Origin of the sequence: Streptosporangium becharense, assembly GCF_014204985.1 — a bacterium.
GTDB lineage: Bacteria > Actinomycetota > Actinomycetes > Streptosporangiales > Streptosporangiaceae > Streptosporangium > Streptosporangium becharense.
Window position 1 is genome coordinate 5,485,762 of the sequence record NZ_JACHMP010000001.1, and the last position, 14,481, is coordinate 5,500,242.

Annotated in this window: 10 protein-coding genes; 3 read left to right on the forward strand and 7 right to left on the reverse strand. The window is 71.8% G+C overall.

All coding sequences use genetic code 11. The features are described 5' to 3' along the window. The 5 genes from F4562_RS24075 to F4562_RS24095 all read right to left on the reverse strand — a co-directional run bounded on the left by F4562_RS24075 (position 1) and on the right by F4562_RS24095 (position 7,298). Complete coding sequence (locus F4562_RS24075) at positions 1–846, reverse strand: glycosyltransferase family 2 protein (RefSeq protein WP_184541024.1); 846 nt, start codon at positions 844–846, stop codon at positions 1–3. A gap of 153 nt (positions 847–999) precedes the next feature. Continuing rightward, positions 1,000–2,127, reverse strand: a complete 1,128-nt coding sequence (locus tag F4562_RS24080) for a GNAT family N-acetyltransferase (RefSeq protein ID WP_184541023.1) — start codon at positions 2,125–2,127, stop codon at positions 1,000–1,002. Between the two features lie 520 nt (positions 2,128–2,647). After that, positions 2,648–4,489, reverse strand: coding sequence for an RNA polymerase sigma factor (locus tag F4562_RS24085; protein WP_184541022.1), 1,842 nt, complete (start codon positions 4,487–4,489; stop codon positions 2,648–2,650). A 201-nt stretch (positions 4,490–4,690) separates the two neighbouring features. Next, positions 4,691–6,382, reverse strand: coding sequence for a substrate-binding and VWA domain-containing protein (locus tag F4562_RS24090; protein WP_184541021.1), 1,692 nt, complete (start codon positions 6,380–6,382; stop codon positions 4,691–4,693). A gap of 274 nt (positions 6,383–6,656) precedes the next feature. Further along, positions 6,657–7,298 carry a cation diffusion facilitator family transporter gene (locus tag F4562_RS24095; protein ID WP_312872161.1) on the reverse strand — a complete coding sequence of 214 codons (642 nt, stop codon included), beginning with the start codon at positions 7,296–7,298 and terminating at the stop codon, positions 6,657–6,659. A gap of 154 nt (positions 7,299–7,452) precedes the next feature. On the opposite strand from F4562_RS24095, the gene F4562_RS24100 reads away from it, so the two are divergent. Together F4562_RS24100 and F4562_RS24105 are read left to right on the forward strand one after the other, a co-directional pair. Beyond that, complete coding sequence (locus F4562_RS24100) at positions 7,453–8,226, forward strand: DUF4184 family protein (protein ID WP_184541019.1); 774 nt, start codon at positions 7,453–7,455, stop codon at positions 8,224–8,226. After that, the gene (locus F4562_RS24105) at positions 8,219–9,199 is read left to right on the forward strand and encodes a TrmH family RNA methyltransferase (RefSeq protein ID WP_311733953.1); all 981 of its coding nucleotides are present in this window, start codon (positions 8,219–8,221) and stop codon (positions 9,197–9,199) included. The genes F4562_RS24100 and F4562_RS24105 overlap by 8 nt, the downstream gene beginning before the upstream one ends. 22 nt (positions 9,200–9,221) lie before the next feature. Here the strand turns inward: F4562_RS24105 and F4562_RS24110 are convergent, their stop codons facing one another. After that, the gene (locus F4562_RS24110) at positions 9,222–10,538 is read right to left on the reverse strand and encodes a tetratricopeptide repeat protein (protein ID WP_184541018.1); all 1,317 of its coding nucleotides are present in this window, start codon (positions 10,536–10,538) and stop codon (positions 9,222–9,224) included. 250 nt (positions 10,539–10,788) lie between these two features. On the opposite strand from F4562_RS24110, the gene F4562_RS24115 reads away from it, so the two are divergent. Continuing rightward, positions 10,789–13,155: an NACHT domain-containing protein gene (locus F4562_RS24115; protein WP_184541017.1), complete on the forward strand. Its 2,367-nt coding sequence runs from the start codon at positions 10,789–10,791 to the stop codon at positions 13,153–13,155. A 146-nt stretch (positions 13,156–13,301) separates the two neighbouring features. On the opposite strand, the gene F4562_RS24120 is transcribed toward F4562_RS24115, so the two are convergent. Beyond that, positions 13,302–14,390 carry a D-alanyl-D-alanine carboxypeptidase family protein gene (locus tag F4562_RS24120; RefSeq protein ID WP_246473540.1) on the reverse strand — a complete coding sequence of 363 codons (1,089 nt, stop codon included), beginning with the start codon at positions 14,388–14,390 and terminating at the stop codon, positions 13,302–13,304. Positions 14,391–14,481 lie beyond the last annotated feature (91 nt).

The following is a 14,481-nucleotide window of genomic DNA, read 5'->3' on the forward strand; positions in this document are numbered from 1 at the left end:
CTACGCGGCGCCCTGGTCGGCCGCACGGGTGGTCTTGGCGGCCTCGCGGACGACCTGGACGGGCTTGCTGCGCCACTCGCGGATGATCGTGCGCAGCACCCGGAGGCCGTCACGGACCGCGTGCAGGTTGCTCTCACCGTGGATGCGGCAGCGCTCGTGGCTGGGGACCTCGTGAACCTTGAGCCCGGCCTTGGCGGCCCGGATGTTCATCAGCGTCTCGACCTCGAACCCGTCGCAGTCGAGGTTGAGCACGTCCAGGTGCCGCGTCCAGAAGGCGTTGTAGCCGTAGCAGAGATCGGTGTAGCTGGTGCCGTACATCTTGTTGACCAGCGTGGTCAGCACCTTGTTGCCGAACTTGCGGTTGAAGGTCAGGTCGTCGCTGCCGCCGCCGGAGGCGTAGCGCGAGCCCTTGACGAAGTCGGCCCCGGTGACCAGCGCACCCACGAACTGGATGATCTCGCGGCCGTCGGTGGACCCGTCGGCGTCGATCATCACGATGATGTCGCTCGTGCAGGCGGCGAAGCCCGCGGCCAGCGCGTCACCCTTGCCCTTGCCGGTCTGGGTCACCACGCGGACGTTGGGACGCAGCTTCTTGGCCACGGCGACGGTGTCGTCCACCGAGTTGCCGTCGACCAGCACGATCTCGTCGATCCACTGCGGCAGCGTCGCGAAGACGTGCGGGAGGTTCTCCGCCTCGTTCATGGCCGGAACCACCACGCTGACGGTGGGCGAGATCGCCATGTGCGGGGTGATCGGGGTGAAACGCTCGATCGGCGGAACCGCGCGCAAGGGTGGCTTGCCGTTGAAGTGCTTGTTGCTGAACTGCTTGATGATGTCGGGACTCATGATGTCGGATGTCCTTCCGGGCGGTCGGTCGTCAAAGGTGACTGGCGGACGGACCCGGAGCCATTGGTGATCGGGACGATCGGGGGAAATGGCGAATGCGTTGAGGGATGCATGCAAGGGTCCTGGCAGATGGTGTGCGGTGACGGGAGCGGCCTAACCCACTCCCCATGGTTCCTTCGCGACCGGCGCCTCCGACTGGTTCTGCGCGGTGGAGCGCATGCGGCCGAAACCTTTCAGCACGCGGTCGGCGATCCGGTACAGGTTCGGGCTGTCGGTGACGAGCGTGCGGGCCTTGTTGACGGGCGTGCGGCCCATCCAGTGCACCGCGGCAGCGGGGGAGGGACGCGAGACGCGGCCCTCGGCGACGAACAGGTCACCGTTCTTCAGCCAGCTCTTGTACTCACGTCCGCCCTTGCCCATGTCCACCTGCTGCAACCCGGCGGCCGCGGCGCGCTCCGCCATGAGCAGGTGGTGCACGATGCCGGGTGAGTATCGTGCGAACTCGGGATCGTAGGCGGGGAACCAGCCGACCAGGGTGGTCGCGGTGCGCAGGCCGAAGTGCCCGGCGACGGGGGTGTCCCCGGCGTAGACCATGGTGAGGATCCCCGCGAAGCTCTCGGAGTCCGCGGCGTGCATCTCCTCGATCAGCCGGACGATCCACGGCTGGGCGAACCGGTCGACCCGGCCCGTCCGCTGGTACTGGTTGGACTTCCAGTTCGTGAGCGTGCGGAGCGTGGCGGGGTCGGCCGAGGCCCAGTCGAAGCGCAGCTCGCCCTGCTCGCGGCCGAGCTTGCGCTCCTTGTAGCGCACGGTCTTGAGGTTCTTCGGGGAGTTGGCCTTGACCTGCGCGATGTAGGCGTCGAACCCGCCGCTGAAGTCCATGATCGGCGCCGGGCGGACGTCCGACTCGTACGGGGAGAATGTGGGCTGGCCGGGGACCAGGTGGTCGAAGTCGAAGACCGACAGCTTGCAGGCGCGCAGCAGCTCACGTACGTCCAGCCTGAGGCCGGGGACCGAGATCAGGCCGTGGCAGGTGGTCAGGAAGCCGCCCAGCGGCTTGCCGATGCCGAAGTTGTGGCGCTCGTGCGGGAAGAAGCCCACGATCTTTCCGCCGTCCTGGATGACCGCGACCCGCACATAGCTGCGCAGACGGCCCATGGCCAGGGCGAACTCCACGGAGAGGAAGGGGTTGTCCAGGGACTTGTCGGCCACCTGCAACTCCCGCCATCGGGAGATCTCGGACTCCCCGAGGTCCCCCGGGCGAACAACGACGATGTTCACCTTGACCTGACCCCCTGTTCAGTCTGCATGTTTGCGTTCCCCCGGTACAACACGCGTAGTACGTATATGAAGCCGCCGAGCACCGCGACCGTCGCGACTCCGGCGCGAGGCGACCATGCGTCAAAAGTCAGCATGGCAGCGGCCAGGAGAACGTTCACGACCAGGCTTGCCGCTGCCCCAACTGATAGTGCCGCAACAGGGTCACGATCACGCAACAGTCCTACCACCGCGACCCCAGGGACTACCAAAAGGAACATTGGGGTGAGAATCAGGCGTAGCGGGGTGTCGATGTCGAGTAACGCGATCACAGCCCCCGCGATACATGCGAAGGTGAGCGCCCATGTGAGCACCCTGCGATTGATCGACATCTCCGAACTCCCGGGTTGGTAATGGGGTGATTGATCGGGCCTTCATGTGACCAATCACTCAGCATGGACGTCAATGCCGACGCTTGGCACCAGTCCATGGTTTACCGGATCCCTGAGAGAAGTCTTCGTGTCGGGTAAAACGGAGGCAAGAGTCAGCTCTCGTCGGCCTCCGTCCCGGGGGCCGCGGAGAGGGTCGGATCCGGCTCCGGCGGCGGGTCCTCCGGGGGGTCGGAAGCCTCGGGTGCAGGGCTTTCCCATCGGATGGCACAGCTGGGGTCACCCCCGGCGGACCTGAACGCGACCCGTCCCGCCCCGCCCTCCGTGGGATCGGTCGCAGTGACCCAGATCACGCCGCTCGCCCCGGCCTTGAGCCGTCCGCTCCGGGGGCGGACCTCCAGCCCTGCGGAGGCGGTCGCCGACCACGAGATCGGGGTTCCGCTCGCGGTGAGCCGGATCCGGCCGGCGTCCTCCCCGATCTCCGGGGGGCACGAGACGGTCAGCCTCCCGGTCGCGGGTGCCGGGGTCGTCTCGCGGGTGGGGCGGGGCCGGGCGGTCCCGGGCCGCCTGGTCGCCGTGGGCCGGACCGAGGGCCGGGCCGAGGGCCGGGCCGTGGCGGTGGGGACGGACGCGGGGGGATCGAGGGGTCTCCCGCGGGTGGGGGCCGGGTCCGGCGCGGGCCCGGCCGCCGGGTCCGCGCCGGTGCCGACGCCGCGGTCCGGGTCCGGGTCCATGCCGGGGGCCGGGTTCGGGTCGGGATCCGTGCCGGGGTCCGGGTCCGGGCCGGCCGGAGGTCGGGGCGACGGGTCCCGGCCGAGGCCGGATTCCAGCGCGGTCGGAGCGGTGCCGGTGCCGGGCGCCCCCCGGAGGTCCCCCCGCTCGCCTCCGGCCAGTTCCCGGCCCCCCACCACGGCCGCGGCCCCGGTAGCCGCGAGCACGCACACTGCCGCCAGCACCACGGGCCCCCTGCGCGCGCGGCGCCGCCCGCGCGGTGCGGGCAGGACCGCGGTCTCCGGCGCTGAGCCTTCGTCCGCGCGGCGCCGTCCGCGCGGTGCGGGCAGGACGGCACGATCATCCGCGACGATCGGACCGCGGCCGCGCCGTCCGCGTCGCGCGGGCAGGACCGCGGTCTCCCGTACGGGACGCCCTCGCGTGCGCGATCCCATCACCGGGGGGAATCCCGCCCGGTCGAGGCGGACGGTGCCTCCGGCGGCGCGGGTGCCGCGCGGGTCCGGGGTCAGGCAGGTCTCGATCACCCGGCGGCGCAGCGAGAGCGGCGGGAAGGCGATCGGCACCAGATCGAGCAGCCGTCCGGCCGGCACGTGCAGGTTCCTGCGCTCGACGCAGACCTCGCAACGCCCGATGTGCGCGGCGAGCCGCCCGCGCAGCGCCGGGCTGAGCGGGCCTTCCCACGAGTCCACCATCGCCGAGAGCTCGGGGCAGTGCGCGCGGCCGACCCTGGCGAGCACCACGGCGCCGGCCGCGTTCTCCAGGTGGTCGCGGGCCCGGCCGAGCCTGGCCGCGACCTGCCGGGAGCCCAGCCCGACCACCGTGCCCACCTCGCCGGCGCCGAGGCCGTGACGGAGCGCCAGCTCCAGGATCTCCCGCTCCCTCGCGGCCAGCTCCGCCAGCGTCTCGTGGACCAGCGCGGCCAGTTCGCGTTCCCCCGGGTCGCCGTACGCGTCCGGCCCGAGCCCCGGCTCGGGTCCGCGCGGGCCGCGGGTCCCGGTCCCGCACCGGAAGCGGGTGAGCGCGTACAGCCAGGCGCGCAGCCGCGCGGGTTCGCGCAGCCGGTCCACGTGGTCCCGGGCCGTCACCAGGGCGTCGTGCACGGCCTCGGCGGCGGCGTCCCGGTCGCCCAGCAGCGAGTAGGCGTAGTCGTTGAGGCGTTCGGCATAGAAGTCGTACAGCCCCGCAGGCGCCGTCACGTCGGCACGCCGCAGTGCCGCGACGAGCTGTTGGTCGTCGGTTCGGCCGACGGCCGGCCATCCGGGCACGGACATTCCTCCCCGCAGGACGGACTCGTTCACGGGCGTCACCACCGCCCGTTCCAGGCCCCGCACGCGTAGGACGTCACCCCTCCGCACCCGGTTGACGGAAAGCCGTACCCCATGCCGATACGGCATGAATTGGGGTAAAAGTGATGGTTGATGCTGATGTGACAGCGGCCATCAGCGGGGAAGAAGATGCCGGAAGGGTCAGCAGTTGGGTGCGCAGAGGCGACGCTTCATGCCCTCCAGGAAGAACTTGCGGACCTCCAGCACGTCCTTGGCGATGTAGGCCTCGCCGCCCGTCGCCTTGGCCAGGGCCTCCATCTGGCGCCGGCCCCGGGGAGCGTCGGGACCGAAGGCGATGATCAGCACGCTGACCGGCTTCTCCGAGTCGTACTGCTCCTTGAGCCTGGTGAGGATCTCCCGGTTGGAGATCCCTCCGTCGGGATCGTCGTTGCCCGCCCCGTCGGTGAGGACCAGCACCGTGTTGATCTTGTCGCTCTGGTACTCCTCGGTCATCCGCTCGTAGGCGGCGGCGAGGGCGTCGTTGAGCCCGGTGTCACCGGTCTCCTTGGCCCGGGCGCCGGCCAGCTTCCGGTTGAGCAGATCCCGGCGCAGGACCCCGTCCAGGTTCTCGGTGAGCGGGCCGACCGGGACCGTCTCGCGATAGTCGACGCCCCGGCCGTCGAGGTGGGTGGAGAACTCCCACAGGCCCATCTCGCTCTTGAGGGGGAACAGCCTCATGCCCTCGATGGCGATCCTGCTGATCGCCTGCATCCGGGTCAGTCGGGTGCCGGGCACCGGCAGGGCCATCGTCCCCGAGACGTCCAGGAGCGTGACGAGCCTGCTGCCGAGCTTGATCCGGGACCAGGTCTGGATCATCCCCGCCACGGTCCTGGCGTCCGGCGTCTTCAGCGCCTGCGGGGCCTGGGCCCGGAAGCCGCCGGAGTCGGAGATCGCCTTGCCGCCCCTGCCGTCCGGGGTGCGGAACCCCGCGCTTCGCAGGGCCTCGCGGGACGCCTCGCCCTCCAGTTCCTTCCGGAACGCCTCGGCGGCGGCGCGCTCCGCGGCCTGCTCGGTGACGACCACCATCGGGTAGTCGAGGCTGAGCGTCCCCTCGGCCGGATACAGCGGTACGACGGGCACCTCGGGCTTCCTGGTCGTGTTGAAGGCCCAGACGCTCTGCTCGGAGGCGACGCCCACCGGGGCCTTGGCACCCTTGACGCCGAGGCTGGACAGCAGCGCCTCCTGGTCGCGGAGCGTCGCACTCGACCCCGACAGGCTCTTGAGCGCACCCACCAGTTGCTCCTGCCCGGCGCCGCCGGGCCCGACCGCCGCGGAGGCGGACAGCAGGGCACCGAGCCCGGTGGCGTTCAGCGAGGGGTCCAGCATGAGCACGCGCACCTTGCGGCCCGGCCCGTCGACGTTGGCCACGTTCGCCGCGCCGACCACGCCTCTCCACCGGATCTCGCCCAGGCTCTTCTTCAGGTTCGGGACCACCGAGCCGGAGGCCGCCAGCACGATCGGCGACCGGGCCACCGAGGTGCCCTCCGTCGGCACGTCCGCCCTGTCCGCCCGCAGGCTGGAGAGCCACAGGCTGGAATCGGGGATCCACACGTGCATGGGCGAGGTCTTGCCGCCGACACCGGCCAGGGACGAGGTCACGATCGCCGGAAGGGCCTTGGTCACCGTGACGACCGCACACCTGCCGTCGACCTCGTGGGCCGCCTCGTTGAAACGCGCGGCGATCCGCGACAGGACGGGCTGGATGTCCGGTGCGGCCGTCACCCGCAGCGGGAGCGCGTCCCCCGAGCATCCGCGGTCGCGGTTGACGACCACGAAGGCGGCGACGCCGAGCAGCACCGCGAGGGCGACGGATCCGGCCAGCGGCGCCAGCACCGCGCCTCGCCCCCCGCGCCGTCGCTGGGGCGGTTGCCGGCGCGGGGGATAGTCGTCCTCGAGATCATCCGTCCGGTGCCGTCCGCCCACGATGCCCTCTTCGGTGTCGATGCCAGGGGAGCCGGCGGGCCGTCGTGCCGGGGACCGCCGCAATTCTCGTGAACTGTACTGTGTGCGGTTATTTCGGGAAAACACCCCTTTTGCTGCTGTTATCACCGAGAGTAAATGCGTCGAAGCGTCGCGTTCCCCTGATCAGAGCGGGCGGGAAACCCTCTCAGTGGCAGCAGAGACGCCCGCGCCACGCCCGGCGGCCCTCCCGGACGGCCACCGCCGCCACCAGGAGCGCCATGGCCGGATCGACCCACCACCAGCCGATTCCGTTCAGTGCCAGACCGGCCAGCACCCCCGCGGCGAGCAGCGCGCACATCAGGTTCTGGGTGCCCTCGCCCGCGGTCGCCGGTGAGTGCAGCCGGGCCCCCAACCGCCGTTTGGCCAGCCCCAGAGCCGGCATGCTGACCACGCTGACCGCCGTCACCGCGATCCCCAGCATGCTCGGCGCGGCCCGGTGGCCGGCGTCCAGGTCATGCGCCACATGGAGCGCCAGATAAGGCGCGAGCAGCCAGAAACTGACCGCCACCGCCCTGCGCGCCTTCTCCTCGGCGTCGGCGGAGAGGGTGCGGGCCCCGGTGAACCGCCAGACCACGATGAGGCTGGCCGCCGCCTCCACCAGGGCCGACACGCCCCAGCCGATGAGGGCGACCGAGTGCGCCGCCAGCCCCGCCGCGACCCCGGCCAGACTCTCCGCCCCCAGCCAGACCAGGGTGGCCAGGGAGAGGAGGCGTGCCCTGCGGGCGTCACGCAGCCACGCGGCGCTCGCCGCCCGCGGCGGTACCGCGGTCGAAGTCCGCTCGGCCACCGTGCCTCCCGATCCCGTCGACATCGTTGGGTAATCTACCGGTGACGGAATGCGGTCGAGCCGGAAAGCTGTGAAACCCGGGCCGCAACAGGGGCGTAGTCTCGCGAGGCGGACGTGCCGCCAGATGCAGATGTCGTCGAACCGGGGGGAATCCGTGCCGTTCACGCCCAGCCATGTCGCCGCGGTGCTGCCGCTGATCTCCTCGCGGCGGATCCGCGCGGTGCTCGACCCCTGGGCACTGGCCCTGGGCGCCATGGTGCCCGACCTGCCGATCTTCTTCCCCTTCCTGCCCGACTACAGGGTCTGGCACTCGTTGCGGGGCGTCCTGACGATCGACCCGCTCGCCGTCGTCGTCCTCCTCGCGGTCTTCCACCTGGTGCTCCGCGACCCGCTGACCGCGCTGCTGCCCCCCTCGCTGGCCGGGCGGGCCGCTGCGGTGAGCCCCGGCATGTACGGCCTGCGGAGGCTGCCGGCCGTCGTCGCCGGGGGTGTGGTGGGAGCGCTCACCCACAAGGTCTGGGACTCCTTCACCCACTCCTACAGCTCCGCGATGTGGGGCTGGCCGTGGCTGGACACCCGGGTGGCCGGGGTCGTCTCCCTGTTCCGCCTGCTGCAGTACGTCTCCACGGTGGCCGGCCTGGTGATCGTCGTCTGGTGGGTGCTGCGCGGCCTGTCCAGGATGGAGGCGCGCGAGCTGCCGGAGCGGCTGGCCCTGCCGGCCGGGGAACGCGCCGCCGTGCTCATCGCTACCGTCGTGTCGGTCCTGCTCGGCGCCGTCGCCTGGCCGATGGCGTTCCCGGCGCAGACCGCCGCCCAGCTGGTGACCAGGGTGGGTGCGGGGGTGTTCGTCGGCTGCTGCGCGCTGCTGTTCGGGTACGCGCTGATATGGCAGCTCAGGCGGGCCATGGCAGTATTCGAAGGTGCCTGAACTCACCGATCCCCGCCTCGCCGACTACGCCAACCTGCGAGACGTCGAGCTGCGCAAGAGCATGGAGGCCGAGCACGGCCTGTTCATCGCCGAGGGGGAGAAGGTGATCCGCCGGGCCGTCGCGGCGGGCTACCCGGTGCGTTCCGTCCTGCTCACCCCCCGCTGGGCCGAGTCGCTCGCCGACCTCCTCGAAGGGCTCGCAGACCGCGTCCACCTGCTCGACGACGCCGCCGTCGAGCAGATCACGGGCTTCCCCGTGCACCGCGGCGCGCTCGCCGCGATGGAACGGCTCCCCACGCCCACGGTGGGGCAGATCCTGTCCGGCACGGCGCCGGAGAAGCCCGCCGGCCACCGGATCGCCGGAACGCCGGGTCGGGACGCCGGGACGCCGGAGCGGACCGCCGGGACGCCGTGCCCGGACGCCGGGACGCCGGCCCGGGACGCCCAGAACGCCGGGCCGGGACGCCGGGACGCCGGGACGCCGGCCCGGGACGCCTCCCGCCCGCGCCGGTTGCTCGTCCTGGAGGATCTGGTCGACCACGGCAACGTCGGGGCGATCTTCAGGTGCGCCGCGGCACTCGGGGTCGACGCGGTGATCCTCTCGCCGCGCTGCGCGGATCCGCTGTACCGGCGGTCGGTCAAGGTCTCGATGGGGGCGGTCTTCAGCGTCCCGTACGCCCGGATGACCGACTGGTACGGCGGCCTCGCCGAGATCAGGGCCGCCGGTCACCGTCTCCTCGCGCTCACCCCCGCTGAGCACGCCACCCCCCTCGGCCAGGTCGACCTGGGGGAGCGGTGTGCCCTCATGCTCGGCACCGAGGGCGACGGCCTGTCGTCGCGCTGGCTGCACGAGGCGGACGAGGCCGTGCGGATCGGCATGGACCCGCGCGCCACCGCCCGCGGCGTCGACTCCCTCAACGTGGTGGCCGCGGCCTCCATCGCCTGCTACGAACTGGCCGCCCGCGACCGGTGAGCGCGCCTCACTCCTGCTCCCGTCACGCGAAACGGAAGGAGAGCACGGGGCCCGATGCCCTGACCCGTTCCCGGGGGCCGTCCAGCCACCGGTCGCGGATGCCCGCGACGAAGGCGGCGAGGCCCTCGTCGGGGTCCGCCGGTGTCTCGCCGTCGCCGGGGTCGGGCGTGGGGTCGGCCCGGACGATCTCGGCCGCCACGTCCTCGGCGGGCCTGTCGGCCGGGGAGAAGCCGTCCATCTCGAACCACGCGTCCTCCAGGGAGATCTGTGCGGGCGAGCCGTCCGTCTTGAACCACATGCGCTTGCCTCCCCACGGGGAGGCGCCGTGCTGGCGGAGCAGGGTGCTCACGTCGGCGGACAGCGCGGGCGGATCGGTCCAGCAGGTGGCGTGCTCGTAGAGCACCTGGCCGGGGACGCGGTTCCACAGGTCCGCCAGGACGTCGCCGTCCACTTCGTCCAGGCTGTAGGCGACGACCACGGTGTCGGGCCGGTCCGGCGTGAACGGCTCGGCCGGGACACCGAGGACCTCGGCCGCGGCCAGGCCCAGGATCCGGCTGGACCGGTCGGGCAGCAGCGAGACCGTCCGCGGCCGCAGCCCGGCCGCGTCGATGATCAGCCGGAGCCGGAGGAGCCCCCGCAGGCAGCCGCCGATGTCGTCCTGCAAGTACGCGTAGCGGCCGTTCATGCTCGTGACGAAGCCGTACGGCGACAGCGTGCCCAGTACGCCGCCGGTCAGGGTGAAGTGCCAGCCGCGCAGGTCCTGCCAGTCCAGCGGCGCGACCCGCCGCGCCGATTCCGCCCGGGCGAGCATGCGTCCGCCCCGGGCCCAGGCGGGCAGCCAGCGCGGGTCGTCCGGCTCGGAGAGGCGGGCGTAGTTCCGCCCGGCCCGCTCCAGGTCCCCGCTCATGATGGAGTTGTAGACCAGCAGGTAGCGGTCGGGCCAGTCGTGGAGGGTCGCCTCGTGCCGCTCCAGGACCTCCACCGCCTCACCGTGACGCCCCTCGTCCTCCAGCGCGGTCACCAGCTCACCCAGGACCAGCGACGAGGCCGGTGCGAGCCGCAGCACCTCCCGGAACACCGGGACGGCGAGGGCGGACACCCCGCGCTCGATGCACGCGTAGCCGAAGTCGAACAGGGCCTTCGGGTCCAGCGGGTCGGCGACGACCCTCGCCGACGCGTCGGCCAGGTCCTCGAACCCCGTCTCGGTGGCCGCCCAGCCTGCGAGGCGGGCCACCTCGGTGAGGGGCAGTTCCTCGGCGCTGAACCGCAGGCGCCGCACGACCTCGGAGACGTCTCCGGCCTCCACGAGTGCCCGGATTTCCGACAGATCATCATCCATGCTGACAGAGGCTACCGATCGTCTCCGCAGGCGGCAGCTCGATTATCAGCATCATCACATCGCCGATAATGCACCGAAAAAAAGTATTAAATGCACGACGATTCTTATCGTAAAATCCTCCGGAAATGGTGAACCGCGTTTATGGAGAGCGCGTCGATTCCAATGTGAGCGTCACATCAACGTCGGCAGTGCTCCTCCTCCCCTCCTTCCGTGCGTGGGGATCCTCCCCCCGGCCGCCGGGAGAAGGCCGGTGAGCGGGCGGCGGACGCAACGGGTGGTCTCCGCGGTGATCGCCCTGACGGGGCTCTGCTACCTGGGATACGTCCTGCTCCTCAGATCGCAGAACGACGCCGACGAGGTATCCAGCATCCTGACCGCCCTGGTCACCCTGCTCGCCACCTTCGGCTTCTTCGCACCCCCGCGCCGGACGACGGGTGACATCGCCCAGATCACCGGTCCGCTGCGGACCGAGATGCGGGTGATCCTGGGCAGGGAGGCGCACCGGCGGCGGCTGCTCGGTTCCCGGATCCTGCCGGTGGTGCTCAGAAGCAGGGACGGCGGGCGGCACCCCGACCTGCACATCGGCCCCGCCGACGGCACCCCGGTCACCGCCGGGGAGTTCGGCGCCACCGCCGCCGCGCTCGTCACCGCGGGTGCCCTGCGCCGGGCCGTCGTCTACGGGACCACCGGCGGCGGGAAGACCACCCTCGCCCTGCTGATGGCGCGCGGGCTGCTGGACGACCCCGCCCGGTTGCCCGTCCCGCTCTCCCTGGCCTCCTGGGACCCGGCCGAACCGCTCGACTCCTGGCTCGGCAGGCAGCTCAGGAACGCCTACGAGAGCGTCCGGGGCGTCGAGGACGTCACGCGGCTGCTCGACCAGCTCGTCTTCACCACCGAACCGGTCTTCGTGTTCGACGGGCTCGACGAGCTCCCCCGCGGCACGGCCGGTGAGGCGATGCGGCAGATCGCCGAGCGGATACCCTCCCACGTGACGGTGATCGTGCTCTGCGGATCGCGCCGGCGCATCGGGCAGTTCCCCGGGCCGGAGAACTGGGCCGGTTACGACATCCTGCCCCTCACCACCGAGACGATCCACCGCTACCTGGCCCTGTCCACCACGGGCGGGGTGCGGGTCGATCCGGGCTCCAACCAGGCGCGGGTGCTGAGCACCCCCCTCTACCTGAGCCTGTTCCGGCGGCTGGTCGCCTCGGGGACGGCGCGGCCCGAGGAGTTCCTGGCCCCGGCCGACTCCTCGCCGCACGAACTACGCGACTTCCTCATCGACCGCCACGTGGAGAGCGCACTCTCCGTCGACGGGGAACTGCTGCACAGCAGGGACGGCCGCCATCTCGGGTTCCTCGCCTACCAGCTCCACGCGCGGGGCCTGAGCGGTTTCACCTGGTGGCGCGTCCACGAGGCCGTCCCACCCGCCTGGATCGCGACGCTCTTCGGACTGGCCGTCGGCCCCGCCTACGAGCTGGCGCTGCGGATGCCCGACGGGCTCACCCGGGGTTTCGCCATCGGCACGACGACGGCGGTGATCCTCGGTGCCACCCGCGGCACGGTCTTCGGGGCGGGGCCTGCCGCGACCATGGGCCTGGTGTCGGGTCTCGTGGTCTTCCTGCTGGGTCGCGGGGTGCTGCCCGCCGGGGTCGCGGTCGCGGACGCCGTCCAGTGCGGCACCGCGATCGCGATCGTCGCCTTCGGCAAGGCGAAGGTCCTGGAGGGAGTGGTGCGGCCGGTGCTGCTCGTCGCGTCCGCGGGTACGCTCTCCGCCGCGGCCACCGTCGTCACGCAACGGTGGCTGGTGGCGGACGGCCACGTCGACCGCCGGTTCACCGGGGTGCTGCTGGCGGTCACCCTGGGGATCGGCGTCGCGGTGCTGGCGGCCCGCCTGCTGATCCCGGGACGTGCGGCGCTCTCCCCGGCCCGGGTGGGCTTCCGGCTCCGCCGGGGCGTCCACGGGCCGCGAAGGATCGTCGCCGGCGTCGTCGCGGCGACGCCGGTCGGCCTCGCCGGCGGGATCACCGGCGCGTTCCGGCACGACCTGGCCTACGGCGTGGCCCTGGCCTTCTCCTTCGGGCTCACGGCGGGCGTCCCGGTCGGGATCGTGGGAGGTCTCGTCAGCTGGGCGGGCGTCACGGGAAGCGGTCCCCGGCGCGGGCAGGCGGTCGCCGTCGCCAGCCCCCGCAGTCTCCTCCGCGACGACGTCACGACGTTCGCGGTCAGCGTGGCGGGGGTCGGCCTGGCCGCGACGCTCGCCCTGGCCGCGCTCCTCGGGCCGATGTCCTGCCTGCTCGACGTGGTCGTGCGCGTCTCGCGGCTGCGGCTGGGGATCGAGGACGGGCTGCTGTTCGGCCTGACGATCGGAGTGGTTGTGGCGAGCTTCAACTCGGCGTGCATCGCCTACTTCATGTCGCTGACGTGGTTTGCGACGACCCGGAAGCTGCCCTGGAGGTTCATCCGGTTCGCCGACCGGCTGTGCGCGCGGGAGATCCTGCGCAGGGAGGGCGTGCTGTACCAGTTCAGGAACGACGACATCAAGATCCGCCTGGCCCACCGCTTCGAGCCCCGCTGCCGCTGCGAGGCCGGAGGAGAGGGGACGGAACGGGCCTGATGCGGGGCCCTGGCGGGGACGTGCCCGTGACACGGGACGGAACGGCGGACGCGGCTCCGGCGGGGACGCCGCCCGTGACACGGTGGCCGTGACACGGTGGCCGTGACACGGGACGGTGCGGTCCCTCTCCCCGCCGGTGCCCGAGGTCAGACGGCCGGGACTGGAGCCAGCTCCTCGGCCCAGTCGAGCAGGCGCGTGGCGGTCTGGAAACGCCGCTCGGACTTGGACTCGCCAAGGATCACCCCGACGATCCGGCGGCCGTCGCGATCGGCGGCGAACGACAGGCAGTAACCGGCGGCGTCGGTGTAACCGGTCTTGACACCCAGCGCGCCGGGGGTCTTGCCGAGAAGCTTGTTGCTGTTGGTCCAGACGTGGGCCCGGTGCAGCTTGGTCTTCGGGACGACGTGCCGCCTGGTGGCGGAGATGATCCGCATCGTCGGGTCGCGTAGGGCGATCTCGGCCAGCTTCGCCTGGTCGGTGGCGGTGGAGTAGCCGGGTTTCGGCTTGGGCAGCCCGTCGGCGTTGGCGTAGGAGGTGTCGGTCAGCCCCAGGGAACGGGCCATGGTGTTCATCTTCGCCACGAACCTGGCGTTGCCCGGACCGTAGACGCGGGCCAGGGCGTGCGAGGCGTCGGCTCCCGAGGGGAGCATGACCCCGTAGAGGAGGTCCCGGACGGTCAGGCGCTCCCCGGCGCGCAGCGAGGCGTGGGTCGCGCCGTTGCGCGCGGCGTGCTTGACGTCGGCCGCGGTGATCGTGACCGTGTCGTCCAGCCGGGCCTCGCGCAGCACGACGTACGCCGCCATGACCTTGGTGAGGCTGGCCACCGGCATCCGGCGCGCCGCCTGCTTACTGAGATGGACCGTTCCGGTACCCGGCTCGTACAGGAAAACGGCCCGTCCCGGTGCCGCCGGCGCGGAGTCCCGGGCGTCCCACGCCGAGACGGGAACGGCCGGTCCGGCGACCGGGACCGCCGGGGCCGGCCGCCCGGCGGAAACGGGCACAGCGGACACAGCGGGTGCGGCGGACGCGGCAGGCACGGTGAGTGCGGCGGACGCGGTGAGTGCGGCGGTCGGCGCGGGCACGACGGACGCGGTGAGCACGGGCACGGCGGGTGCGGCGCGCGGAACGGTCGGAGCGGGTGCGGAGGTCTGGAGGGACGACGCGGGAAAGGTGATCGCCGCGGCCACTGCGGCGCAGGTCATCAGGTGGATTCCCCCGGTTTGCATGGGAGCCATGGTGACAGAATCCACCGGCGATATGTCGACTCTGAGGTTTTGGCCGCCCGAAAGATGGCAGCAGTGGTCTTATGGCCAGGAGCACGGACAA